At 63.1% G+C, this 24,035-nt stretch carries 21 protein-coding genes; 8 read left to right on the plus strand and 13 right to left on the minus strand.

Going from position 1 to position 24,035, the window contains the following annotated elements; translation table 11 throughout:
• Position 1 precedes the first annotated feature (1 nt).
• The 3 genes from H7K34_RS15545 to H7K34_RS15555 all read right to left on the minus strand — a co-directional run bounded on the left by H7K34_RS15545 (position 2) and on the right by H7K34_RS15555 (position 2,148).
• Positions 2 to 583 (minus strand): hypothetical protein, encoded by a 582-nt coding sequence (locus tag H7K34_RS15545; RefSeq protein ID WP_264062882.1) that lies wholly within the window; start codon positions 581 to 583, stop codon positions 2 to 4.
• A gap of 194 nt (positions 584 to 777) precedes the next feature.
• Entirely contained in the window at positions 778 to 1,527 is a 750-nt protein-coding gene (locus H7K34_RS15550) for an enoyl-CoA hydratase (protein WP_108920104.1), read from the minus strand.
• A gap of 108 nt (positions 1,528 to 1,635) precedes the next feature.
• The gene (locus H7K34_RS15555; RefSeq protein WP_264062883.1) at positions 1,636 to 2,148 is read right to left on the minus strand and encodes a PAS domain-containing protein; all 513 of its coding nucleotides are present in this window, start codon (positions 2,146 to 2,148) and stop codon (positions 1,636 to 1,638) included.
• A gap of 162 nt (positions 2,149 to 2,310) precedes the next feature.
• On the opposite strand from H7K34_RS15555, the gene H7K34_RS15560 reads away from it, so the two are divergent.
• From H7K34_RS15560 to frc (H7K34_RS15570), 3 genes are all read left to right on the plus strand, one after another.
• Entirely contained in the window at positions 2,311 to 3,303 is a 993-nt protein-coding gene (locus H7K34_RS15560; protein ID WP_264062884.1) for a LysR family transcriptional regulator, read from the plus strand.
• Positions 3,304 to 3,477: 174 nt separating this feature from the next.
• Positions 3,478 to 5,202, plus strand: a complete 1,725-nt coding sequence (oxc, locus tag H7K34_RS15565; RefSeq protein WP_264062885.1) for an oxalyl-CoA decarboxylase — start codon at positions 3,478 to 3,480, stop codon at positions 5,200 to 5,202.
• Positions 5,203 to 5,273: 71 nt separating this feature from the next.
• Positions 5,274 to 6,530 (plus strand): formyl-CoA transferase, encoded by a 1,257-nt coding sequence (gene frc, locus H7K34_RS15570; protein WP_264062886.1) that lies wholly within the window; start codon positions 5,274 to 5,276, stop codon positions 6,528 to 6,530.
• Between the two features lie 178 nt (positions 6,531 to 6,708).
• On the opposite strand, the gene H7K34_RS15575 is transcribed toward frc (H7K34_RS15570), so the two are convergent.
• Entirely contained in the window at positions 6,709 to 8,058 is a 1,350-nt protein-coding gene (locus H7K34_RS15575; protein ID WP_264062887.1) for an OFA family MFS transporter, read from the minus strand.
• Positions 8,059 to 8,551: 493 nt separating this feature from the next.
• Here H7K34_RS15575 and frc (H7K34_RS15580) point away from each other — a divergent pair, with 493 nt between their 5' ends.
• Together frc (H7K34_RS15580) and H7K34_RS15585 are read left to right on the plus strand one after the other, a co-directional pair.
• Positions 8,552 to 9,781 (plus strand): formyl-CoA transferase, encoded by a 1,230-nt coding sequence (gene frc / locus H7K34_RS15580; protein WP_264062888.1) that lies wholly within the window; start codon positions 8,552 to 8,554, stop codon positions 9,779 to 9,781.
• A 316-nt stretch (positions 9,782 to 10,097) separates the two neighbouring features.
• Positions 10,098 to 11,492: an OFA family MFS transporter gene (locus H7K34_RS15585; RefSeq protein WP_264062889.1), complete on the plus strand. Its 1,395-nt coding sequence runs from the start codon at positions 10,098 to 10,100 to the stop codon at positions 11,490 to 11,492.
• On the opposite strand, the gene H7K34_RS15590 is transcribed toward H7K34_RS15585, so the two are convergent.
• The 5 genes from H7K34_RS15590 to H7K34_RS15610 form a co-directional block, all read right to left on the minus strand.
• The gene (locus H7K34_RS15590) at positions 11,456 to 12,166 is read right to left on the minus strand and encodes a GntR family transcriptional regulator (RefSeq protein ID WP_264062890.1); all 711 of its coding nucleotides are present in this window, start codon (positions 12,164 to 12,166) and stop codon (positions 11,456 to 11,458) included. The genes H7K34_RS15585 and H7K34_RS15590 overlap by 37 nt on opposite strands.
• 326 nt (positions 12,167 to 12,492) lie before the next feature.
• The gene (locus H7K34_RS15595) at positions 12,493 to 13,668 is read right to left on the minus strand and encodes an NAD-dependent formate dehydrogenase (RefSeq protein WP_264062891.1); all 1,176 of its coding nucleotides are present in this window, start codon (positions 13,666 to 13,668) and stop codon (positions 12,493 to 12,495) included.
• A gap of 105 nt (positions 13,669 to 13,773) precedes the next feature.
• Positions 13,774 to 15,162 carry an NAD(P)(+) transhydrogenase (Re/Si-specific) subunit beta gene (locus tag H7K34_RS15600; RefSeq protein ID WP_264062893.1) on the minus strand — a complete coding sequence of 463 codons (1,389 nt, stop codon included), beginning with the start codon at positions 15,160 to 15,162 and terminating at the stop codon, positions 13,774 to 13,776.
• A complete protein-coding gene (locus H7K34_RS15605; RefSeq protein WP_108919976.1) occupies positions 15,155 to 15,472 on the minus strand; it encodes an NAD(P) transhydrogenase subunit alpha part 2 in 318 nt (105 codons plus the stop codon). Before H7K34_RS15605 ends, H7K34_RS15600 begins: the two co-directional genes overlap by 8 nt.
• The gene (locus H7K34_RS15610) at positions 15,469 to 16,560 is read right to left on the minus strand and encodes a Re/Si-specific NAD(P)(+) transhydrogenase subunit alpha (protein ID WP_264062894.1); all 1,092 of its coding nucleotides are present in this window, start codon (positions 16,558 to 16,560) and stop codon (positions 15,469 to 15,471) included. Before H7K34_RS15610 ends, H7K34_RS15605 begins: the two co-directional genes overlap by 4 nt.
• A 188-nt stretch (positions 16,561 to 16,748) precedes the next feature.
• Here H7K34_RS15610 and H7K34_RS15615 point away from each other — a divergent pair, with 188 nt between their 5' ends.
• From H7K34_RS15615 to H7K34_RS15625, 3 genes are read left to right on the plus strand one after another with little or no spacing between them, the layout of a single operon-like run.
• A complete protein-coding gene (locus H7K34_RS15615) occupies positions 16,749 to 17,774 on the plus strand; it encodes a 2-dehydropantoate 2-reductase (protein ID WP_264062895.1) in 1,026 nt (341 codons plus the stop codon).
• 17 nt (positions 17,775 to 17,791) lie between these two features.
• Positions 17,792 to 18,973 (plus strand): pyruvate kinase, encoded by a 1,182-nt coding sequence (gene pyk, locus H7K34_RS15620; protein WP_264062896.1) that lies wholly within the window; start codon positions 17,792 to 17,794, stop codon positions 18,971 to 18,973.
• Positions 18,974 to 18,985: 12 nt separating this feature from the next.
• Positions 18,986 to 19,285, plus strand: coding sequence for a PE family protein (locus H7K34_RS15625; protein ID WP_264062898.1), 300 nt, complete (start codon positions 18,986 to 18,988; stop codon positions 19,283 to 19,285).
• 5 nt (positions 19,286 to 19,290) lie between these two features.
• Here H7K34_RS15625 and H7K34_RS15630 read toward each other — a convergent pair whose 3' ends face one another.
• The 4 genes from H7K34_RS15630 to H7K34_RS15645 form a co-directional block, all read right to left on the minus strand.
• The gene (locus tag H7K34_RS15630; RefSeq protein ID WP_264062899.1) at positions 19,291 to 20,070 is read right to left on the minus strand and encodes an IclR family transcriptional regulator; all 780 of its coding nucleotides are present in this window, start codon (positions 20,068 to 20,070) and stop codon (positions 19,291 to 19,293) included.
• Between the two features lie 74 nt (positions 20,071 to 20,144).
• A complete protein-coding gene (gcl, locus tag H7K34_RS15635) occupies positions 20,145 to 21,938 on the minus strand; it encodes a glyoxylate carboligase (protein WP_264062900.1) in 1,794 nt (597 codons plus the stop codon).
• On the minus strand, positions 21,935 to 22,936 hold the full coding sequence (locus tag H7K34_RS15640; RefSeq protein ID WP_308205450.1) for a 2-hydroxy-3-oxopropionate reductase: 1,002 nt from the start codon (positions 22,934 to 22,936) through the stop codon (positions 21,935 to 21,937). The genes gcl and H7K34_RS15640 overlap by 4 nt, the downstream gene beginning before the upstream one ends.
• Positions 22,825 to 23,685, minus strand: a complete 861-nt coding sequence (locus H7K34_RS15645; RefSeq protein WP_264062901.1) for a hydroxypyruvate isomerase family protein — start codon at positions 23,683 to 23,685, stop codon at positions 22,825 to 22,827. Before H7K34_RS15645 ends, H7K34_RS15640 begins: the two co-directional genes overlap by 112 nt.
• Between the last annotated feature and the right edge of the window lie 350 nt (positions 23,686 to 24,035).

Genomic DNA, 24,035 nt, shown 5'->3' on the forward strand with positions numbered 1-24,035 from the left:
GTTAGAACGCCCAGCTTCCCATGGATTGCAGGACGAATCCGTGGTCCCCGCTGGTGGTGTCCAGGCAGGCGATGAGATTGTCGGCGCCCACCGCGCAGGTGACGTTGAGGTACGACAGTTTCTGTCCGGTGGCTAATGTCTTGCCGCCGTACGGCAAAGCCGCCGGACTGCCGCCGCATCCGCCGTAGGACATCCGGCTCAATTCGTAGCCGGGGCCCTTGAAATTCACCGAGCCCTCCACGCAGTCGCCCGGTTTCGGATGACCGCCGCCGGGAAAGGTAATGTCGTCCATTCCGGGCACTTCGCCATTGCACTTAATGTCTTGTGACGGTTGTGGCGCGGGCGCCGGTCCGCCGTAGAAGTCGCACACCACCGAGTTTGGGGCCGAGAAAATTACCCGCGGTGCGTTACCCGGTAGCGACGTCGCGATATACCCTTCGGCCGGAACTGCAGTGAATCCGTCGAGATTGGGAAATCGCGGTGGCGGCTGCGCTGCCGCGTGCTGCCCGGACGTGATTGCGACTGCGAATATCACGGTCAGGACGCCGAGAACCCGCAATACGAGGTCGATAACAATGCGCATCGATTCCTCCTGCCCTGGGAGAATAGTTTCGGGTCGCTGTTGGGATCGTATTGGCTATTGGCCCGCGTGGCGATCAAAAGTTTCGCGGCACAGGGCAACGGCATATAGAACGAAATAGCGGCGATTTTCGCAACGTGGGCCCGCTATTGTCTGGTTCCCCGAGCAAGTCAATTCGGCCAAGGCGCCGACCACCGCTAACGGACTTGGGCCCGGCCGCGTTGCAGTACTGCCTCGCGGTTGGCGGCAATGTCGTCGCCGGTGGTCCGGAATTGCCTGGCCGCCATGGCTTCCAGCCAGAGCCCCTCGCTGGTCTGCGACTCGTCGATGCGGTGGTAGGAGGCCAGCAACGCGCGCACCGCGTCCTGATTGTTGCCGACGATCGACGCGGCCACCCGGCGTGCGGTTGCAAGCAGCTGGTCGTGCGGCACCACCTCGGTGGCCAGCCCGGCCCGCAGCGCGTCGGCGGCCGACAGATAGTCCCCGGTGAGGCTCATGCGGCGGGCCAGGCCGATGCCCAGCTTCTGCGGTAGCCGCACGGACAGGCCCCAGGTGGGCAGCAGGCCCACCCGGGCGTGGGTGTCGGCGAAGCGGGCCTGCTCCGAGGCGATCACGATGTCGCAATACAGCACCAGCTCCAGCCCGCCGGTGACCGCGGCGCCGTTGATCGCGCCGATCACCGGCTTGGTCATCGACGGCCACCGCGGCGAGATGTCCGGCAGTGCGGCGGAACCACCCAGCTCTTTGAGGTCGAGCCCGGCGCAAAAGACCGGGTCGGCGCCGGTGAGGATGACGACGTCGACGTCGTCATCGGTTTCGGCCTCGCTCAGCGCCCCGAAGAACCGATCTCGCAGCGCCGAGGACAGCGCATTGCGCGATTGCGGCCGGTTGAGGGTCAGGGTGCGCACCCGCTCCTCGGTCGTGATCAGCAGAATGTCGTCGCTCATGGCATCACCGTAGAGGGTCGCGATAGGCCTCAATGCGGTCGGCCGGGTGTGCACCGCTGTTTCGGGGCCGGCCCCACCGGTGCGCCAGACGCTCGGCCCCACCACGGATCAAATGGTCGCGTTCTCGAGCTCGGCGAGCCGGGCCTCGAGTTCGGCCAGCCGGCCACGGAGCGCCCGCTCTTCGCTGCGGCGCTCGGTCACCTCGCGCATGATCGCGGATATTCCGACGATGCGACCGTCGTCGCGCTGCAGAAGGGCGACACTGAATTCGATCGACAGCCGGTGTCCGTCCCGGTGAGTTGCGGGCACGCTCAGTAACTTGTCGCCGTATCGGGTTTGCCCGGTGGCCATCGTTTGGTGATAGCCGTCCCAGTGTCGCTTACGCAGCTTTGTCGGGATGATGATGTCGAGGCTTTGTCCGATCGCCTCTGACGCCGAGAAGCCAAATATGCGTTGCGCCCCGTTGTTCCATAACCGGATCGCCCCGGTCGCGTCACATACCACCAGAGCCTCTGGTGTCGCGGCCACGACGGCCTGGGCAAGCCATTCATCAGTCATCTTCTCGTCCGTGGCGCGCGAGTAAGCCTGCGGCTGGGCAAGGTCTGTGTCAGGGCTGTTCACATTTCTTCCTTCCTATGACGCAACCGGCGATGGATGAGGACCCCCGGTGAACGGGGCCCCTACTGGCGAGTAGTCTAATGCATAATGCATACTGCATACAGTTTCAATGAATGATGACGCCAGCCTCAATACGGCGCTGTTGGCAGGCGAGGAGGAGCCTTCATGCTGCTACGTCAACTGGAGTATTTCGTTGCGGTGGCAAGGGAACGACACTTCGCACACGCGGCCGAAGCCTGCTATGTTTCCCAGCCCGCGCTCTCGGCTTCCATTGCCAAGCTGGAACGCGAACTCAACGTCACCTTGATCAACCGTGGCCGCAACTTCGAGGGTCTGACCGTGGAGGGCGAGCGGCTCGTCGTATGGGCCAAAAGAGTTCTCGCGGTGCACGACGGGCTGGTGGCGGAAGCAGCCGCGTTGCGGTCCGGCATTTCAGGAGTGTTGCGGCTGGGGGCCGGGCCGACGGTATCGACGACGACGGCGTTACCGATCGCGGCCTTTTGTTCGTTACACCCGTTGGCGCGGGTGAAGGTCAGTTCCCATTTTCCGACAACGGAATTGGTGCGTCAGCTTCGCTGTTTCGAGCTCGATGCCGCCATCGGCCATTTCGATGTGCGTGAGCACGCGGGCTTGGAGCTGGTCCCACTCTATGAGGAACAGTGTGTTTTGCTGGTGGCGGGAAAGCAGCTGGTGCCGTCGGCGGGCACCATCACGTGGTCGGAGGCGGCTCAGCTGCCGCTCGCGCTGCTGGCTCCAGAAGTCGGGTTTCGGCAGTTCATCGACAATGCGTTTGCCAACGTCGGTGCCGCAGTCGTGCCGCAGATCGAGACCGATTCGATGGCGTCGCTGTACGCTCACGTAGCCACGGGTGCATGGGCAAGCCTGGTGCCGCACACATGGTTTCGTTCGATTCCGATGACCGGCGCAATGCGGGGTTTGCGCCTGGTCGAGCCCGATCAACGGGCGCCGATAGCAATCGCCATCCATGCCTCCGCACCGGGTTCGGCTGCGGCAAGGGCGTTTTTGAATGTGGCGGTGGGTGCGCCGCTTGGCCGCGAAGACTTTACCTACGCGGGTTGCGCTGCCGACGGCGAATACGATTCGGATTCGGACCTGATCGTCGCGAATACGGCGGTGAGGGGATCTTTCGTGGCCTGATGACGTCGCCAACATCCGAGGTGTCTTACGCGCATGTGCCGTCGCGGACCGTGATAACTCCCATCTATCTCGTGAGTGCTATCAGGTCTTGGACACAGTGCTCAAGGTTAGGGAAAAGTAAAGAGCAAGAAAGTAATTCGACCAAGGCGCGTGCTGCCGGAAAGGGATGTTGCAATGACCGCCGCTACCATCGAAGACACCGAGGCCGATGACGTCGGGGCTCTCACCGATGGAATACATCTGGTGGTCGACGCGCTCCGGCTCAATAATGTGCACACCATCTACGGGCTGGTCGGCATTCCCATTACCGACTTGGCACGCACCGCACAGGCATCGGGTATCCGCTACATCGGCTTTCGTCACGAGAGTGCGGCGGGGCACGCTGCGGCTGCAGCCGGCTTCCTAACCCAAAAACCCGGTATCTGTTTGACCGTGTCGGCGCCCGGATTTCTCAACGGATTGGTGGCCTTGGCCAACGCCACCACCAATTGCTTTCCGATGGTTCAAATTTCGGGATCCAGTGAGCGTCACCTGGTCGATCTGCAACGTGGCGACTACGAGGAAATGGATCAGCTGGCCGCGGCTAGGCCATTCGTCAAGGCGGCTTACCGGGTGTCTCGGGCCCAGGACATCGGCCGGGGGGTGGCGCGTGCAATTCGGACCGCGGCGTCCGGACGTCCTGGCGGGGTCTACCTTGACATCCCGGCGGCGGTGTTGGGTGAGGTTCTCGATGCGAAATCTGCAGCCCAAACACTGTGGCGCGTAGTCGATCCGGCGCCACGCCAGTTGCCTGATCTCGACTCGGTGGATTCGGCAATCGAGCTGCTGGCCGGCGCCCAGCGACCTCTGATCGTGTTGGGCAAGGGCGCCGCGTACGCACAGGCCGACGAGCAGATCAAAGAATTTGTGGAAGGCACCGGGATGCCCTTCTTGCCGATGTCGATGGCCAAGGGGCTGCTTGTTGACGACCATCCGCAGTCGGCGGCGACGTCGCGATCACTGGCTCTGCGCCGCGCCGATGTCGTGCTGCTGGTGGGTGCGCGGTTGAACTGGCTACTCGGACATGGCGATGCGCCGCAGTGGAGTCCCGACGCCAAGTTCATTCAGATCGACATCGAGGCCAGCGAGATGGACAGCAATCAGCCGATTGCGGCTCCGCTTGTCGGCGATATCGGCTCGGTGATGCAGGCTCTGGTGGAGCGTTCCAAGCCAGGTCAGATCAGCACATCGGCGCAATGGCGAGCCGAACTCTCGGCCAAAGCGGAGCAAAACGTCGCCAAGATGGCGGACCGTCTCGCGGCCGCGCGCATCGCTGCGCCGATGAAGTTCCTCGGCGCTTTGCAGGCGATACGCGATGTACTGCGCGATAATTCGCAGGTATGCCTCGTCAACGAAGGCGCAAACGCTCTGGATCTGGCGCGCAACACGATCGGGATGTACCGGCCGCGCCGCCGCCTGGACAGTGGGACATGGGGCGTGATAGGCATCGGGATGGGGTATGCGATCGCGGCCGCCGTGGAGACCGGCGAGCCTGTGGTGGCGATCGAAGGTGACAGCGCATTTGGCTTCAGCGGAATGGAATTGGAGACAATCTGCCGCTACAAGCTACCGATCGTCACCGTCATCCTCAACAACAGCGGCGTGTATCGCGGCGACGATATCTCGGGGTCTGACGACCCCGCTCCCACGGCGCTCGAGGCCCACCACGAGTTCATGATCAAGGCTTTCGGTGGTTCGGGCTACCGCGCCGAAACCCCCGAAGAGGTCGCCGCCGCACTGCGGGAAGCCCTGGCAGCCGGGCGGCCGGCCCTGATCGATTGCCTGATCGATCCCTCCGACGGGACCGAAAGCGGCAACATTGCCCACCTCAATCCCAAGGGGATAACCAACAAGGGCTGAAAGCCCACGAGCATGCCTGCCTGCCAGGCAAACGTCGATACAAGAAAAACTCGAAAGAAAGGAAATCTGTTATGACCGAACTGCCGTTGTCTGGGATCAAGGTCATCGACTTCACCGGCGTGCAGGCGGGTCCCGCCTGCACCCAGATGCTCGCTTGGTTTGGAGCTGACGTCCTCAAAGTAGAGCGGACGACTGGTGGCGACGTGACGCGTAATCAATTGCGCGACATACCAGATATCGACGCGTTGTACTTCACGATGCTGAACAGCAACAAGCGCTCGCTGGCGATCAACACCAAATCCCCGCAAGGCCTTGAGGTGATGGAAAAGCTGATCCGTCAGGCCGATGTGCTGGTGGAGAACTTTGCGCCCGGTGCGATGGACCGAATGGGCCTGTCCTGGGACAAGTTGCAGTCCTGGAATCCGCGACTGATCTTCGGTTCGGTCAAGGGCTTCAATGACGATTCGTCGTGGAACGACCTCAAGGTCTATGAGAACGTCGCGCAATGCGCCGGCGGCAACGCATCCACCACTGGATTTTGGGACGGCCCGCCGACGGTCAGCGGTGCGGCGCTGGGTGACTCCAACACCGGGATGCATCTACTGATCGGCATCCTGACTGCACTGATCGCGCGGGACAAGACCGGCGAGGGCCAGAAGGTGTCTGCCTCGATGCAAGATTGCGTGCTGAACCTGTGCCGGGTGAAGCTGCGCGACCAACAGCGCCTCGAGCAAGTCGGTTACCTCGAGGAGTACCCCCAGTACCCCAACGGCACGTTCGGTGACGCAGTGCCGCGCGGCGGAAACGCCGGCGGTGGTGGCCAGCCGGGCTGGGTGCTCAAGTGCAAGGGTTGGGAGTCCGACCCGAACGCGTACATCTATTTCACGATCCAAGAGCAGAACTGGGTGCGCACGGCCGAGGCGATCGGGCGGCCGGAATGGGCGACGGATCCGGGCTACAGCAGCGCGCTTGCCCGCCAGGACAAGATCTTCGACATCTTCGCGGAGATCGAGAAGTGGCTGGCCGACAAGACGAAGTACGAGGCAGTCGACATCTTGCGCAAGTGGGAGGTCCCGTGTTCACCGGTGTTCTCGATGAAAGAGATTGCTGTGGACCCCGATCTGCGCAAGAGCGGCAGCGTCGTCGAGGTAGAGCAGAAGGGGCGCGGCACTTTCTTGACCGTCGGGAGCCCGATCAAGTTCTCCTTCTTCAAGCCCGAGATCAAGGGTGCACCGCTGCTCGGTGAGCACACCGACGAGGTGTTGGCCGAATTGGGCTACGACACCGACACCATCGCCGGATGGCGGCAGGACGCGATCGTCATCTAGAAACGGGGGGCGCGCCCCGCGCCTGCGCGCCCCCCAATCGCCGGGTCACGGCGGGAACGACCCCAGGGATTTCGCTCCCTGGGGTCATTTCGCGGTCCGCTCTACGGTGTCGCGGCGGTACCACGGCAGGCCGAGGCGAGATGAGATCGGGTGACAGCGTCGGGCCTTGCCGAATGAGTCAATTCGGCAGGCGACAAACGGGATAGCCGGGGCGCTGAAGGCGCCGTGGTGCGATGGCGGCGGCGCACAGGCAGAGCAAGCCGATGGCGACGAAAGCGGCCCCGAGCCGACCAGTTGGTATCAGCAGAGCGGGCAGTCCCACTCCGATCAGACCGCCGAAGATCTTGGCGCTGTAAACCAGCCCGAAATTGCCGACCGCACTGCGCTCTCCGAAATAATCGGCGACCAGATTGATGAACAGCGAATAGAAGGCTCCGCCGGCCAATCCACCGAGCGCGGCAAACGCAACGAATCCGACGGTGGATCCGGCCGAAGCCGAGAACGCCAGGCCCAACAGCGCGGCGCCCTCGATGCCCAACGCCAGACTCAACGTCTGACGTCTGCCATATCGGTCCGAAAAGCGACTCGCGATGATGCGCCCGCCTCCATTGACCAGAGCCAGCACGGCCACGGCGGCCGCGCCGACAACGAGCGGCAGGCCGTGGACGATGGCGATGCTCGGCACGTACACGATGGTCAGCAGCGCCGCGGCCGACGCCACCATCACAATGAGATACACCAGGAAGAAGGCCGACGTCCGGGCCGCCTCGCTGGGCCAATACTGCCGTATCGCAGGGGCGTTGCCTAACAGGCTGCGATTCATCCGCTTGTCGACTCCCCACAATCTCGGGTCGACCTCGGCCGGCCACCAGTCGAGCGGTGGGTCGCGAAAAAAGACGCCGCACATCGTCACGACGACGAGTACGCAAAGCCCCACGGTCGTGAAAACGGGCCCGAGGTTGTCGGGGTGCAGCCCGAAGGCGAACAGCACGACAAACGGAACCGCGCCGCAACCGAATGCACCTGATACCAGGGACACTTTCGCACCGCGTTGCTCGGGATACCAATGTGCAACGGTGGATAGGCAAGTGGCGTAGACGATCCCGGCGCCGGTACCACACAGCACTGAGTAACCCAGTACCGCGAGGCCGAGATTGCTGGTGCAGGAAAGTGTCAGCGGTCCGATGGCGGACAAAACGGCACCGATCGACATCGCGGTCGACGGGCCGACACCTAAGCGCCGCCTCAGTGTTGGGGTAGCCGCCGTGGCAGCTGCCTGGAAAACCACCCATAGAGCCAGCACCCAGAAGGCGCCGGCGGCAGGGGAGTGATGAGGCCGCTGCACGGCGACAACAGCGACTCCGTAGCCAAATTGGAGCATGCTGATGGCGGCCATCGCTGTCCATGGCAGCCAGAGCATCCAGGCTCTCGAACGCGCCATGATGTCGTGCGGTCGCTCGCCGATACGGTACGAGCAGCCATGCGCTCTAATCTGCAGAACCGAGATTCCGTCGCCTCCGGACATCATGATAACCCCTTTGCATACAGTATGCATTTGTTGTACTCCTGATCACACTGTGTGTCCAGGGGCGGCCGAGCAACCCCGCGCCTGAGGCGCCTCCGACGCGTGAGCGCCCCTGGCGCAACGCTATTCGGCAAACAACTTTGGCTAACTAATTCTTTGCCGCGGGTGCCCGACAGTGTCCATTCCATCGGTGGCGCGGCGTTTACGAGGGGATTGGCGCTAGACAATTCGCCTGTGATTGGTAACACTGTTCGTATACGATATACAGTCTGCAGAAGACAGTGAGTCTTGTCGCCGGCCGTGGCAGCCAAATCCACTGCTTCGGCGGCTGCTGCTGTGTGGAGAGCCGGGTGGGCAGCAGGCCCTGAGGAAGTTGAGGAAACAGTGGGCACCTTATCCCGGCCGTCGGTAACCCGAATCCGCACGGGCAGTGGGCTACTCGGCGGCCAGCGCGACGCGACTATCAGCCACAACGACAACTCTCAGGGGAGATCTCATGGGTAAGGCACTACACGGCGTTCGGGTGCTCGATATGACTCACGTCCAGTCGGGGCCTTCTGCTACGCAGATGCTCGCCTGGTTGGGCGCCGATGTCATCAAGCTCGAAACACCAAGTGGCGGAGACGTCACACGCAGCCAGCTGCGCGACCTCGCTGATGTGGACAGCCTCTATTTCACGATGCTCAACTGCAACAAGCGCAGTGTGACCGTCAACATGAAAAGCGAAGACGGTAAGGAGATCTTCCGCAGGCTGGCGGCACGCGCCGACGTTCTGGTGGAGAACTTCGGTCCCGGCGTCGTCGACCGGTTCGGCTTCAGTTGGGCCCGGCTGCAGGAGATCAACCCGGGGTTGATCTATGCGTCGATCAAAGGGTTCGGACCAGGTAAGTACTTCGACTTCAAGGCGTACGAAATCATCGCCCAAGCGATGGGCGGGGCCATGGCCACAACGGGTTTCGAAGATGGTCCGCCCACGGCTACGGGTGCACAAATCGGCGATTCGGGTACCGGGATTCACCTCGTCGCCGCGATCCTTGCCGCGCTGCTCCAGCGCACCAACACTGGCCGTGGGCAACGTGTTGAGGTGGCGATGCAGTCGGCCGTACTCAACCTCTGCCGGGTGAAGCTGCGTGATCAGCAACGGCTCGCCCATGGCCCACTGCACGAATACCCCAACGAGCGCTTCGGCGACGAGGTGCCCAGAGCTGGCAACGCGTCCGGGGGAGGCCAACCGGGATGGGCTGTTCGGACCAAAGGGGGCGGCCCCAACGACTACATCTATGTGATCGTCCAGCCGGCCGGATGGGCGCCGCTCGCACAGCTCATCGGTCGACCCGACCTCGCCGATCACCAGGATTGGGCTCGTCCGGAAGATCGATTACCCAAGCTGGACAAGGTTTTCGCGTTGATCGAGGACTGGAGCCAACGGCACACCAAGTGGGAAGCCATGGAGGCGCTCAATGAGATCAATGTGCCCTGCGGTCCGGTACTGAGCACCAAAGAGCTGATCGAAGACCAGACACTGGCAGATCTGGACGCGATCGTCACTGTCGAGCACCCCGAGCGCGGGACGTTCAAGACCGTCGGCAGCCCGCTCCGGCTCTCTCACTCGCCCGTCGACGTCGTGCGTCCACCGCTGCTGGGCGAGCACACCCAGGAAATCTGCTTGGAACTCGGCTATTCGCCAGATCAGTTGCAGCGCTTGCGAAGCGCCGGAGTGATCTGAGCTGACACGGGCATGAGAAGCATCTAGAGATCCACTGGCTCGGCGAAGAAGGATCCGGTTGTGGGAGATGGCCGCGCGCAGCTCGGTGCAAGACCGAGGTGGATCATGACTGGCCGGCCACGGCTTCGGGTGTCCGGTGTCGCTACCAGAGTGCGTTGTGCGGGCGAAATCACCGGTCGTGCACCGCCATAGCGCCCGCGGGTCAGGAATCTCCCCCGATATCGAACCAAGCCATCAGCCCGATGGCGGCCGCGTCGTTCGACGCGAGCAGCCATCGAGCCGACCCTTTATGCCCATTTTCGAAAGTGAGTCAACGATGTCTTCAACTCTCGCAACCTATCGCGAGGTGATCGATGCGAACGGTCGCATCTATCGCGTCGGCGAAACTGATCGCGAACTGCTCGGCAGATCCCGATCCTCGATGGTCTGGCTGCCGTGGATCGCGATGATGGCAGTCAGTGTTTTTGAATACGGCTACGGCGCTGCCGCCGATACCCTGCGCCATGCTCATGGCTGGAGCCTGTCCGAAACCTTCTGGCTGCTCTCAGTCTGGGCCGTGTTTCAGGCGGCCGTCGCCTATCCCGCCGGCCGTCTGAGGGAGAAGGGAATCACCTCGGCGAGGTCGACGATGTTGGCCGCAGCCGTGTTGTCCGCATTGGGCTTCGTCGCCGTTGCCCACAGCAGCAATCTGATCGTGGCTTTCCTTGGATTCGCGGTGTGCGGTGGCTGCGGCGTCGGATTGGTGTATTCCACGGGTATCACCATCGTCGGTAAGTGGTATCCAGAGCGGCGAGGCGCCAAGACGGGGTTCGTTTGTGGCGGATTTGCCTACGGCGCAGTTCCTTTCATCTTCATCTTCAGTTACGCGCTGCATCCCAACACTTATGTATGGGTTCTCGACCTGGTGGGTGCCTTCATGCTGGTGGTCCTCACGGTATGTGGTGCCTATTTCCAGGATCCACCAAAGAACTGGTGGCCGGCGGACGTCGACCCGCTGCAGCACGCCGCCGCCAACGCCGACGCCAGGAGCCTTCAGAAGAACCCGCCTGCGGTCCGCCAATTCGGTCCGGTCGAGGCACTCAAAACGGGTATGTTGCCGTTGATGTGGGTGTCGTTGGGGATTACCACCGGCGTCTCGCTGTTCGGCATCAGCTACATGGTTCCGTTCGCCAAACACCTTGGCTTCGGCGCGATGATCGTGGCTTCATCGGCGGGCGCCCTTTCGATCATCAATGGTGTCGGCCGCGCGGTGACCGGTTATGTCTCGGACCGGATCGGTCGTAAGCAAACGCTGTTGATCGTGCTGCTGGTGTCGGTCGTAGCCCTGATCGGCCTGCTCTACACCGGGCTCGCCAAGAACGAGATCGCCTTCATCTTCTTTGCCGTCCTCGTCGGGTTCGGCGGCGGTGCTTTCTATCCGCTGTTCGCCACCTTGACCACCGACTACTTCGGTGAAAACAACAACGCCAGCAACTACGGCATCGTATACAGCGCCAAGCTGGTCGGCTCGATCCTAGGAATTGGTGTGGGCGCCAGCGTGATTGACGCCTGGGGCTACACCGGTGCCTACTGGCTGGCCGCGGCAAGCGCGCTGCTCTCAGCCGGCACTGCGGCGTTGTTGCGGCAGCCGGGACGACGGAAAGGCGATGTGGTGGTTTCCCAGCCGGTCGTCAGTCAGGCCACGCCCTCGGCACCGTCGGCGGCTTCCTGACGTCGCTGATGGTAGATCTCGCGGGTGCGTTCGGTGTGGCGGCGCATCAGATCTCCGGCACGCTTGCCGCTGCGCCCGGCGATCGCCTCGATCAGCTCGGAGTGTTCGTCCCAGGCATCTTTGCCGCGGGCTAACGCGATGGGCTCGTAGTACCAGCGGACCCGGCGGCCGACCTGGCCGATGAGGTTGGCCAGCACGCTGTTGGCCGACATCGCAACGATATAGGAGTGAAAGGCGTCGTTGGCGGTGACAAGACCTTCCTTGTCACCGCCGGCGAGTGCCTTCTCCCCGGTGCGGTGCAATTCCCAGAGACGGTCGACTTGGGGCGGCTTGGCGGCGCGGGCGGCCAATCTGGCCGACTCGGCTTCAAGCAGAGTTCGCACGGCCAGCAGCTCGTCGGCCTCGGCATCGGTGGGCACGTGGACAAATGCGCCCAACGCAGGCCGCAGATCCACCCAGCCCTCGCTTTGCAAGCGCTGCAACGCCTCTCGAATGGGTTGCCGACTCACGCCCAGCTGAGCCGCTAACTCGTTCTCCACCAGATGTTGGCCGGGCCGCAGCTCGCGGGTGATGATCAGTTCCATCAGCGCCTCATAGGCCGCCTCACGCAACGGCGCCGGACGCTCCAGTCTCATCCGCGACCCAACCTCGCTCGGCGCGCTGGTGGTGGCCATGAAGACTTCCCTCATTCCCGTCCTGGTTAATCGAGATTTACCGACTCAGAGATGTATGTAGCATACAGTCCACAACATGCAACTGGGCCGCTTCGACACTGTGAAATCTGCAGCTTTTCTCAAGGTTGTATACAGGATACAGGCGGGTGGACCGGGTAGACGCCAGATAGCAAATATTGCGACGTGATTCGCCGCACTGCACGGTCAAGACAAAAGGCAACGGGGTTGGCGAGCAGCACAACTGATCTGCTCGCCAACCCCGTGGGCCAGGCCGCCGGACGAAGCGGCGTCGCCGGTTTCAGGTGACCGCCAAATCCGATCCGGCCCTAGGCCGCACCGGATTTGGCGGTTGCGGTGTAAGACCGTGCCCCGACACCGGCCAGTGCGCCGCCGTCGACTATCAGATACTCATCGCGGATCGGCATTCCGCCGAAGTAGCACTCCAGAATTTCCCTGGTACCGGCCGCATATCGAGTCTGCGCCGATAGCGTGGAGCCAGAGATATGCGGAGTCATGCCCTGATGGGGCATCGTGCGCCACGGGTGGTCGGCCGGTGCCGGCTGTGGGTACCACACGTCGCCGGCATAGCCCGCCAACTGACCACTTTCCAGCGCGCGGACGATGGCGGCCTGGTCGCAGATGAGCGCTCGCGCCGTATTAATAAGGTAGGCACCGCGTTTCATCGTCGCCAGCAGCTCGTCGTTGAACAGACCCCGGGTCTCCGGGTGCAGGGGAGCGTTGATCGTCACCACATCGAGGTGAGGCACCATTTCCTGGACGCTGGGGTGGAAGGTCAGGTTCAGTTCTTTTTCGACCTCAGCGGGCAGCCGGTGCTTGTCGGTGTAGTGCAGGTGCACGTCGAACGGCGCCAGACGGCGAAGTACGGCGAGCCCGATTCGGCCGGCGGCGACGGTACCGACCTGCATTCCCTCTAGGTCGTAGGAACGTTGCACACAGTCGGCGATGTTCCACCCTCCGTCGATGACCCAATGATGCGATGGCAGGTAATTGCGAACCTGCGACAGAATCATCATGACAACGTGCTCAGCGACGCTGATGCTGTTACAGAAAGTGACCTCGGCGACCGTGATGCCGTGATCGATCGCCGCATCCAGATCGTAGTGATCCGAGCCGACGCCCGCGGTGACCGCCAACTTGAGTTTGGGGGCGCGCGCGATCCGCTCGGCGGTCAGGTAGGCCGGCCAAAACGGCTGTGATATCACCACTTCGGCGTCCGCGAGGTGCCGGTCAAACTCCGAATTGGTGCCTTCTTTGTCTGAGATTACGACCAACTCGTGACCGAGGCTCTCCAGGTATGGACGTAGACCCAGTTCGCCGGAGACGCTGCCCAGCAGTGCACCCGGGGCGAAGTCGATGGCCGACGGAGTCGGCAGCGTCTGCCCGTCCGGGTAGCCGTCCAGGTGCGGCAGCCCGTCACGCGGGAATTCGGTGGGATGCCCGGTTACCGGGTCGTCGTAAAGGACGCAAACCACTTTTGACATAGAAACTCAATTCCTTTCTAACCGCCGATCCTCGGCTCTTTTTCCTGCCGCCGCGCTGATGTGGCGGTCAAGTTTGTTTGGCTGCGCGGCAATCCCGGCGCGCTTTCACAAGACCTTTAGCTCCTGGGTGATTTCGGCGACGGATGCCTTCGCGTCACCGAATAGCATCGAGGTCTTCTCGTTGAAATACAGCTCGTTCTCGATGCCGGCGAATCCGGGGTTCATCGAACGTTTGAGCACGATGACCGACCTGGCTTGATCTACGTCCAGGATCGGCATGCCGTAGATCGGCGAAGCTGGATTCGACCGCGCCGCAGGGTTTGTCACGTCGTTGGCGCCGATGACCAGGGCCACGTCGGTGCGGCTGTACTCGCCGTTGATCTCGTCCATCTCTTTGAGATGCTCATAAGGCACATCGGCCTCGGCGAGCAAGACGTTCATATGCCCGGGCATGCGACCCGCCACCGGATGTATGGCATGACGCACCTCCACGCCGCGTCCCTCCAGCAGGCCGGCCATTTCGCGGACCACATGCTGGGCTTGCGCGACGGCCATTCCGTACCCGGGCACGATGATCACCTGGCTGGCATAGCCCATCTGCAATGCCGCGTCGGCCGCACTGGTCTGGCGCACGGTCTGGTCGGCGCCTGGGTCCCCGCCGTCCGCGCTGGTCCCGGTGCCACCGAATCCACCGGCGACGATGGCGGGGATCGAACGGTTCATCGCCTTTGCCATCAAGTTGGTCAGGATGGTTCCCGAGGCTCCGACGATCATTCCCGCGACGATCATCGCCGTGTTGTCCAGCCCCAGGCCGGTCGCCGCCGCGGAAAGCCCGGTGAGCGCGTTGAGCAGCGAGATCACTACCGGCATGTCGGCGCCTCCGATGGGCAGCACCACCATGACACCGAGCACTGCCGAGAAGACGAGCACACCGATGAAGACCAGCGGCGCGCGCTGGCCGGCCCCGATGGCGCCGGCGCAGGCGACGGCGGCGAGCAGCAGTATCAGGTTGACTGGCTGCTGGGCTCGGCCCAGTCCGATGGGCTTGCCCGGCAACACTTCTTGCAGCTTTCCGAACGCGATCAACGATCCCCAGAATGACAGCGACCCGACGATAGCGGCGAACAGTGACGCGATCGTGACGTAGGTCGGCGCCCAGGCGTAGCCGTGACTGTCGCGGAATTCGACCCACGACACCAGCGCGACCGCACCGCCGCCCACGCCGTTGAACAGCGCCACCATCTGAGGCATTGCGGTCATCTTGACCCGCTGCGCCGCCGGAACCCCGATCAATGATCCGAGCAGCAGTCCGAGCGCGATCAACAACCAATTGCTTGTGCCCGGAGTCAGCAGGGTGGCCACGATCGCGATCGCCATGCCGACACCGGCAATCAGATTGCCGCGCGCGGCGGTGCGGGGACCGGTCAGGCCCGAGAGGCCGACGATGAATAGTGCGAACGCGACGATGTAGAGAACCGGGATGAGCTCATTCACGTGCCGACGCAACCTTTCCGGCCTGGCCACTGGATTTCTTCTTGAACATGCCGAGCATGCGGTCGGTCACCAGGAAGCCGCCCACGACGTTGATCGCGCCGAAGGCGATAGCGACTACCAGCAGCAGCCGGTCGAATGCATCGGTGGTCGACTGGCCCACCAGAACCAGGCCGGCGAGCAGAACGATGCCGTGAATTGCGTTGGTGCCGGACATAAGTGGGGTGTGCAGTGTGTTGGGTACCTTCGAGATCACCGCGAAGCCGACAAATCCTGCCAGCGTAAGGATCGCCAGGTTGGCCACTAGTGTCATCGGATCCCCGTCAACTCGTTGTCGGATTTGGTGACGCAGCAGGCATCGAGGATCTCGTCAGACAGGTCGCGCACTGCCGCGCCGTCGAGCATGTGCTCCAGCAGGGCGCCGATGTTGCGCGCGTAGAGCTCGCTGGCGTGTTCGGGCATGCTGGCCGGAAGGTTCAGCGGCGCAGCGATCGTGACGTCGTGTCGCAGCACCGTCTCGCCCGGCACGGTGAGTTCGCAGTTGCCGCCGGCCTCGCCGGCGAGGTCGACGACCACGCTGCCGCTACGCATCCGACGCACCGCCTGCGCGGTGACGAGTTTGGGTGCGGCGCGGCCGGGAACGAGGGCGGTGGTGATGACCGCGTCGAAGCCCGGGATTGCTTCGGTTAGGCGTTGTTGCTGCTCGATCTGTTCTTCGGGCGTCAAAGCTCGGGCGTATCCGCCTTCGCCCGCCGCCGAAACACCGAGTTCGAGCCATTTGGCGCCCAAGGACCGGACTTGCTCGGCGACCTCGGGCCGAACGTCGAATCCGGTGGTGCGGGCGCCCAGCCGTTTTGCCGTGGCCAGCGCCTGAAGTCCGGCGACACCGACACCGAGCACCAAAACCGTTGCCGGCTTGACCGTTCCAGCGGCCGTGGTCATCATCGGGAAGAAGCGGGTCGAGCATTGCGCGGCACACAACACCGCTTTGTATCCCACGACATTGGCCTGGGAAGAAAGCGCATCCATGGTCTGGGCACGCGAAATCCGGGGCACTGCTTCCATCGCGAAGCCGGTGACACCCGCTCGGCGTAATTGGTCACTGACCTCCGGCCGGGTGCGCGGTGCGAGGAAGCCGATCAAGTGGGCTCCCTGCTTCAACCGGCCGATCTCCATCTCGGTCGGCGGGTTCACCTTGACCACGACATCTGCCGACCAGGGATCACCGATCACGGCCCCGGCTCTTAGATAGTCCTCGTCGCGGATCAACGCGCCCTCGCCCGCACCCGTTTCAACCACGAGATGGTGGCCGGCGGCACGCAAGCGTTCGACGACGCCGGGTACCAGGGCGACTCGGCTTTCGCCAGCGGCGATTTCGCGAGGCACTCCGATCGCAGACATCTTCCTCTTCCTTGGCTCGGCCGGAAGTCACGCTCAACGTGGTCCGGATTTACTGACAGTCCTCGACGTCCCGCCGAGAGCGCGATGTTTTCAACATACAAGGAGCGCATACTGTATGCAATAATGAATGAGGCCTTGAACGTAGTCGCCAAGCGGCGGTGTGCATTGGGGATGCGAGAGGAGACTCTATGAAGATTGCAGTCGTTGGTGCCGGAGCTATTGGTGCCTATTGGGGTGCGGCGTTGCACCGCGGCGGTGCCGATGTTCACCTGATCGCGCGCAACGACAACCTACGGGCAATCCGGGAGAATGGTGTCCGCGTGCTGAGCCCGCGCGGTGACTTCCTCGCGCATCCGCACGCGACGGACTCACCGGCCGAGATCGGGCCGGTCGACTACATATTCTTGGGCCTCAAAGCGCACAGCTATCCAACGTGCGGTCCGCTGATTGAGCCCCTGCTGGGTCCCGACACGGCAATTGTGGCCGCACAGAACGGTATTCCCTGGTGGTATTTTCACGGGCTGTCGGGTCCGTATCAAGGACACCGGATCGAGGCTGTCGATCCCGGCGGTGCCACCAGCGCCGTGCTGGCTCCGGAGCGAGCGATCGGTTGCGTGGTGTATCCCGCGACAGTTCTGGAGGCTCCCGGCGTCGTGCGCCATCTGGAGGGGACTCGCTTTTCCATCGGGGAGCCCTCAGGAGAGCTCTCCGAGCGCTGTCGGTTGCTGAGCGACGCGATGATCGCCGGCGAGCTGAAATGCCCGGTAGAGCCTGAGCTGCGCAACGACATCTGGATCAAGCTGATGGGCAATGTGGCGTTCAACCCGCTCAGCGCGCTGACCAGATCGACGATGGTGCAGATGTGCCAGGACCCGAACACTCGGCAAGTCGTGATACAGCTGATGGAGGAGACCCTGGATGTCGCCGCGAGATTGGGTAGTACGCCGGAGATCTCGATCGAGAAGAGGCTGCGGGGCGCCGAAAATGTGGGTCACCACAAGACCTCGATGCTCCAAGATCTCGAAGCGGGCAAGCAGCTGGAGCTCGATGCGATCGTATCCGCGGTGGTAGAGCTCGCCGACCTGACCGGAGCAACTGCTCCGACCCTTCGCACCGTCCACGCTGCCACCGGCCTCCTCGCCCATGCCAGTGGGGTGGCGCCGTCACGCAGTGGCGGGAATTCGCAACAACAACCTCAAGCTGCCCTGCGCTAAGGGAAAGGACACCTGGGATGCGCACAACAAAGATCGTCTGCACGCTCGGACCCGCAACCGCCACCGCTCCACGCCTGACTGAACTCATCGACGCCGGAATGGATGTCGCGCGCCTCAATTTCAGTCACGGCACGCATGCGGAACATTCGGCCTTCTACGACCTGGTGCGCCAGATCGCGGCCCGGCGCCGGCGCTCTGTGCAAGTGCTCGCCGACTTGCAAGGGCCCAAGATTCGGTTGGGCCGGTTCGCCAACGGGCCGGTGGTGTGGAGTGTCGGCGAGAAAGTCGCGATCACCACCGACGCGTGCCTGGGCGATCACGACCGAGTCTCCACTACCTACGGCGGCCTAGCCTCGGATGTGAAAACCGGCGATCGGCTGCTCGTCGATGACGGCAGAATCGACCTGGCGGTGGTGGAAATCAACGGCGCAGACATCGGCTGTGAGGTGATCCACGGCGGACCGGTCAGCGACAACAAGGGCATCTCATTACCGGGAGTTGCTGTCAGCGCCCCGACGTTGTCCGACAAAGACATTGACGACCTGAAGTTTGCCTTGGACCTCGGCGTGGACATGATTGCCATGTCGTTCGTGCGCGCGCCGGAGGAAGCGAAGCTGGCGCACGCCATCATGGGTGAGGTCGGCAGACGAGTGCCCGTGATCGCCAAACTGGAAAAGCCGGAGGCGGTCTCGTGCTTACCGGCGATCGTCGAGGCTTTCGACGGGTTGATGGTGGCCCGTGGTGACCTCGGCGTCGAGATGCCGTTGGAGCAGATACCGCTGGTCCAAAAGCGAGTCATCCGGCTCTGCCGCGATGCCGCAAAGCCGGTCATCGTTGCCACTCACATGCTCGACTCGATGGTCTCCGATCGGCGTCCCACCCGAGCCGAGGTCTCCGACGTGGCCAACGCGGTGCTGGATGGGGCCGACGCGGTGATGCTGTCCGCGGAAACCAGTGTCGGCGCCTATCCAGCTCACACCGTGACCACGATGGCGCGCATCGTTGAGGAGGCCGAGGGCGCGATCCACCGCGGCGAACCGCCTTACTGGGCCGGTCGTCAGGACGGCGATCGCGACTTCCTGGGTGACGTGGTGGTGGCGGCGGCCCGGTTGGTGCGGCGGCGACTGCGAGCGGTCGCGGGTCGCTACGCCATCGCGGGCGGCACCGCGGCGTTAGGCCTCTTTGTTGCAAAGCGTTAAGGAGAACAGCGCATGTCGTTCGTCAACGTGCACCCCGAAGCGCTGGCGGGAGCTGCCTCGCAGTTAGGTGCCATCGGTGCTTCGATGAGTGCCCAGAATGCGGCGGCGGCGGGCCCCACCGCCGCCGTGGTCCCCGCGGCGGCGGACGAGGTGTCCGCACTGATCGCAGCCCAATTCGCGATGCAGGCTCAGATGTATCGGTCCGTCAGCGCCCAAGCCGCGGCGATCCACGAAACGTTGTTCAAAACCATGGCGGCAAGTGCGGATTCGTATGCCGTCGCTGAGGCGGCCAACGCCGCGGCCGCCGGGTGAATAGCTTACGGGGCGGTGCTTTTGTCGAACTCGGAAGCGATGTTGCGCGCGATTCGCTTCAACAGCGGGGTAACCGTTGGCGCGGACTTCAACGTGACTCGCACCGCAGGGCCAGAGATCGAAATGGCCGTCAGTGACGGCGCGTCGGGCACCGGTACGGCAAAGCATCGCACACCGATTTCCTGCTCACCTTCGTCGACCGCATAACCACGGACACGGCACAACGTGATGTCTTGCAGCAAGCCGTCGACCGTCGTATGCGAGTTCTCGGTCGATGCGGGCATCCCGGTGCGCGCCACCAGAGCACGCAGTGCCTCGTTGGTAAGTTGCATCAGCAGCGCCTTGCCCACTCCCGTGCGATGCGGGTAGACCCGCCGGCCGACCTCGGTGAACATGCGCATGGAATGCGGTGAGGGAACTTGAGCTACGTAGACGGCCATGTCGTTGTCCATCACTGCCATGTTCGCCGTCTCGCCGGTTCGGTCTACCAACTCGCTCAGATGTGGACGCGACCACATGCCAATGAGCTGACCCGCGCTCTCGCCCAAGCGGATCAGCCTGGGCCCCAACGAGTAGTGCCGGTTCGGAAGCTGCCGCAAATACCCCATGCTGAGCAACGTTCGTACCAGTCGACGCATCGTGGGCTGCGGGAGATCTGCGCGAGCGGCGAGCTCGCCGAGCGCACCCGTGCCACCCATGGCGGCTAAAATCTCGAGTACCCCGAATGCTCGTTCCACCGATTGAACACCGACCGCGCGGTCGGCGTCGTCATGCTCGGTAACCATCGGCCTCATGCTCCGGTTGTTCAAGGACGTCCGGCCAGACATCGCTCGCCGGGGTCCGGCGCAGCGGTGGTGAGCTAGTCGAATAGCAATGCGGCGGTGGGTGAGTCGTCGATCGTCGCTGCCAGCTCGTTGTGTTCGGTGATGTTGTCGATTTCGGTGCCCATCGCAATATTCGTGATCCGTTCCAAGAATATCTCGACTACCACGGGCACCTTGTGTTCGCGCGCGAGCTGCTGGGCTCGGGTGAGTGCGGGCGCGATCAGTGCGGGGTCGGTAACTTGAATCGCCTTGCAGCCCAGCCCTTCGGCCACCCGGCGATGGTCGACACCGTAGCCCTTGGGCAGATCGGTCTCACCGGATTCCTGGGCATTGATGTTGTCGAAGGCCAATGAAACGAAATAGTTCATGTCGAAGTTGAGTTGAGCTTGCCGGATCAGTCCGAGGTAGGAGTTGTTGACCACGACATGGACGTAAGGCAGGTTGAACTGTGCGCCGACGGCGAGCTCCTCGATGAGGAACTGGAAGTCATAGTCGCCCGACAGTCCGACCACCGTGGCGGTCGGGTCTGCGGCGACCACACCTAGCGCGGCGGGAACCGTCCATCCCAATGGTCCGGCCTGGCCGCAGTTGATCCAGTGCCGCGGTTTGAAGACCTGCAGGAATTGGCCGCCGGCGATCTGTGAGAGCCCAATCGCGGTGACGTACCGCGCATCACGGCCGAACACCCGGTTCATTTCCTCGTACACGCGCTGCGGTTTGATGGGGATGTCGTCGAAGTGGGTCTTGCGGTGCATCGTCCGTTTGCGGTCTTGGCAGTCGCGCACCCAATCAGCCCAATCAGGGATCTTGTCCGCCGAACGCCGCTGCGAGGCACCGGCCACAAGCTGTTCGAGTGCCGCCTTGGCGTCCGAGGCAATACCGAGGTCTGGGGCGAACACCCGGCCGATCTGGGTGGGTTCGACGTCGATGTGGACAAAGCGACGACCTCGCCGGTAGGTGTCGAGTCCGCCGGTGTGGCGGTTGGCCCACCGATTGCCGATACCCAGAACGAAATCCGATTCGAGCAGGGTGGCATTGCCGTAGCGGTGGGCGGTCTGCAACCCGACCATGCCTGCGGCCAGCCGATGGTCGTCGGGAATGATGCCCCAGCCCATCAGCGTGGGCACTACCGGGATGTTGAGCACCTCGGCGAGCTCGACGAGTAGTTCGGCGGCGTCGGCGTTGATGATGCCCCCACCGGCGATGATCAGTGGGCGTTCCGCGGTGACCAGCATGTCAAGCGCTTTGGCTATTTGTGTTGGGGTGGCCACGGGCTTGTAGACCGGCAGGGGAGCGTAAGCGGCGGGGTCGAAATCGATTTCGGCCAGCTGCACGTCGATGGGCAGGTCGATCAGGACCGGGCCGGGTCGGCCCGAACGCATCAGGTGAAACGCCTGGGCGAAGGCGCCGGGAACCTGCCCGGGTTCGAGAACCGTCATGGCCATTTTCGTCACCGGTGCCGCGATCGCCGCGATGTCGACTGCCTGAAAGTCCTCTTTGTGGAGCTTGTTGACCGGAGCCTGGCCCGTGATCGCCAGGATGGGAATGGAATCGGCACTGGCCGAATACAATCCGGTGACCATGTCGGTGCCCGCTGGTCCTGAGGTGCCGATGCACACACCGATGTTGCCCGGTGCCGCGCGGGTATAGCCTTCGGCCATGTGACTGGCGCCTTCGACATGGCGGGCCAGCAGGTGCCGGATTCCGCCGTGCGCCCGCATCGCCGAGTAAAACGGGTTGATTGCTGCGCCGGGTAATCCGAATGCTTGGGTAGCGCCCTCGATTTCGAGGATTCTGACGGCGGCGTCGACCGTGCGCATCCGGGTCACTGGGTCCCACCTTCCTTATGTCCGGACAGGCGTTCGACACCCCGCAGCAGGCCTGAGTGGTCGAGGGAGCCGTCCCCGTTGGCCAGGGCGGAGGCCATTAGCTGTGCGACAACTGCACCGAGCGGAATGACCACCCCGGCTTCGCGTGCCGCGCTGGTGACGATGCCCAGGTCTTTATTGTGCAGTTCGATCCGAAAGCCTGGATCGAAGTTACGTGCCAGCATCTTTGGCGCCTTTTGCTCGAGCACTGCCGAGCCCGCCAGCCCGCCGCCGAGCACTTTGACCGCCGCGTCCAGGTCGACGCCGTACGCACGCAGAAACGTGATTGCTTCCGCGAGGAGTTCGATATTGCCCGCGACGATCAGTTGATTGGCGGCCTTGACGGTCTGTCCGGCCCCGCTGGGGCCGACGTGAACGATTGTCTTGCCGACGATTTCGAGAATCGGTGTGGCAGCAGCGAAATCGTCATCGGCAGCCCCGACCATGATCGACAGCGTTGCGTTCTTGGCGCCGGGCTCTCCGCCGGATACGGGGGCGTCGATGAGACGCAGCCCGCGTTCGCTGGCTTGCTTGGCCAGCTCGGCGGTGACGTCAGGGCGGATCGAGGAGAAGTCGATCACCAGCGTCGACGGTTGCGCGTGGGCGAAAACACCGTCCTCCGAGAGCAACACATTTTGCACGTCGGGGGAGTCGGGGACCATGACCGCCACCACGTCGGCTTTTTTCACGGCTTCCGCGATGGAATCAGCCTCCACTCCACCGGCCTCGATCAGCGCCGCGGCACGGCCCGGCGAACGGTTGTAACCGATGACGGTGTGGCCGGCCCGGGCGAGATGGCAGGCCATCGGGCTGCCCATGATGCCCAGCCCGATAAAGCCGATCGTGGTCATTGATTCCTCGTTCCTGTCAGTGTTCGCAGCGACTCGACGCTGACACCGCCACGACCTCGCTCGGCAGCCGGCAGCCAGTCGAACGTGTCGGGCCGAGAAGACTTGTATTCCAAGCCGATGTAGCCGTCGTAGTCACGTCCCAGCAATATGGCGAGATAGTCGCCCAGCGGGACTTCACCGGTTCCCGGCTCCCCGCGTCCGGGGGCGTCGGCAACCTGAACGTGCCCGATCCGCTCATAGTTGGACAGCAGGGCGGCGGTCACATCGTCGTTGTTGACATAGAGGTGATAGAGATCCGCCAACAGACGCAAGTTGGTGGCACCCGATTCAGCGTGCACGCGGTCGATGATGCGCACCGCGTCGGCCGCGGTTTCGAGCGGGTACCGGGGCGCGCCGCTGACCGGCTCGATCAGCACCGTCGCGCCGATGCGCTGGGCGGCTTGAGCCGCGTAGGCAAGATTCTTGGCCGCGACCTCGTCCTGCACGGCCGGCGCTATACCCTCGATGCGGTTGCCGTACAGCGCGTTAAAGGCACGGGTGCCTAAACTTTCGGCGATACCGACGGCAACTTGCACATTTTCGCGAAAATCGGTTGTCAGCGCGGGATCCGACAGAACTCCCCGGTCGCCGCCGGCCATGTAGCCGGCGAAGAAGTTCAGTCCGGACAACTGCACCCCCGCCTTCTCGATGGCGCGGACGAATGCCCTGACGTCCGCCTCCGGGGGCGTCGCCTCGATGAACGGCCACCAGAACTCCACCGCCTCAAACCCCGCCGCCCGAGCTGCGGCCGGCCTGTCCAGCACCGGTAGATCGGTGAAAAGGATCGAGCAGTTCACCGTATAAGTCGCACCAGCCATCGCTGTCCCTTCTATTGCCTAGACCGCGGACGGCTCGGCGCGCTCCATCCGAAGTGGCCTCAGATCTGGTTCCGTATCGCGGAATTGCCGCATCGGAATACGAAATAAGTCAAGGTGATACTCCAGTTTGTGTCAAGAATCGGCGAAACTCGTACAACCCGAATTGTCAGACTTGATAAGCGATTTCGATGACTACGGCGGATGTCAAGCGCCGAACCTTTGACAGCTTTGCCTTGTGTGTGTCAGGTTATTGAGGTGGAGGTGGAGTTCCGCATTTCGGAATGCTGGCTAGTTGCGCAAGCCCTGCACCATCCGCCACAAAGCCCTCTGAAACGTGTGTGCGGCTCGAC

Origin of the sequence: Mycobacterium montefiorense, from assembly GCF_025823255.1 — a bacterium.
Lineage (GTDB): Bacteria > Actinomycetota > Actinomycetes > Mycobacteriales > Mycobacteriaceae > Mycobacterium > Mycobacterium montefiorense.

Excerpts from the sequence above, each read along its gene's own strand:
- H7K34_RS15625 (WP_264062898.1), top strand. The coding sequence starts at position 18,986 with ATGTCGTTCGTCAACGTGCACCCCGAAGCGCTGGCGGGAGCTGCCTCG.
- H7K34_RS15575 (WP_264062887.1), bottom strand. The coding sequence starts at position 8,058 with ATGATGTCCGGAGGCGACGGAATCTCGGTTCTGCAGATTAGAGCGCAT.
- H7K34_RS15630 (WP_264062899.1), bottom strand. The coding sequence starts at position 20,070 with ATGGTTACCGAGCATGACGACGCCGACCGCGCGGTCGGTGTTCAATCG.
- H7K34_RS15590 (WP_264062890.1), bottom strand. The coding sequence starts at position 12,166 with ATGGCCACCACCAGCGCGCCGAGCGAGGTTGGGTCGCGGATGAGACTG.
- H7K34_RS15595 (WP_264062891.1), bottom strand. The coding sequence starts at position 13,668 with ATGTCAAAAGTGGTTTGCGTCCTTTACGACGACCCGGTAACCGGGCAT.
- frc (WP_264062886.1), top strand. The coding sequence starts at position 5,274 with ATGACCGAACTGCCGTTGTCTGGGATCAAGGTCATCGACTTCACCGGC.
- H7K34_RS15610 (WP_264062894.1), bottom strand. The coding sequence starts at position 16,560 with ATGTCTGCGATCGGAGTGCCTCGCGAAATCGCCGCTGGCGAAAGCCGA.
- H7K34_RS15585 (WP_264062889.1), top strand. The coding sequence starts at position 10,098 with ATGTCTTCAACTCTCGCAACCTATCGCGAGGTGATCGATGCGAACGGT.
- H7K34_RS15545 (WP_264062882.1), bottom strand. The coding sequence starts at position 583 with ATGCGCATTGTTATCGACCTCGTATTGCGGGTTCTCGGCGTCCTGACC.
- pyk (WP_264062896.1), top strand. The coding sequence starts at position 17,792 with ATGCGCACAACAAAGATCGTCTGCACGCTCGGACCCGCAACCGCCACC.
- oxc (WP_264062885.1), top strand. The coding sequence starts at position 3,478 with ATGACCGCCGCTACCATCGAAGACACCGAGGCCGATGACGTCGGGGCT.
- H7K34_RS15605 (WP_108919976.1), bottom strand. The coding sequence starts at position 15,472 with ATGACACTAGTGGCCAACCTGGCGATCCTTACGCTGGCAGGATTTGTC.
- H7K34_RS15560 (WP_264062884.1), top strand. The coding sequence starts at position 2,311 with ATGCTGCTACGTCAACTGGAGTATTTCGTTGCGGTGGCAAGGGAACGA.
- frc (WP_264062888.1), top strand. The coding sequence starts at position 8,552 with ATGGGTAAGGCACTACACGGCGTTCGGGTGCTCGATATGACTCACGTC.
- H7K34_RS15615 (WP_264062895.1), top strand. The coding sequence starts at position 16,749 with ATGAAGATTGCAGTCGTTGGTGCCGGAGCTATTGGTGCCTATTGGGGT.
- H7K34_RS15645 (WP_264062901.1), bottom strand. The coding sequence starts at position 23,685 with ATGGCTGGTGCGACTTATACGGTGAACTGCTCGATCCTTTTCACCGAT.
- H7K34_RS15550 (WP_108920104.1), bottom strand. The coding sequence starts at position 1,527 with ATGAGCGACGACATTCTGCTGATCACGACCGAGGAGCGGGTGCGCACC.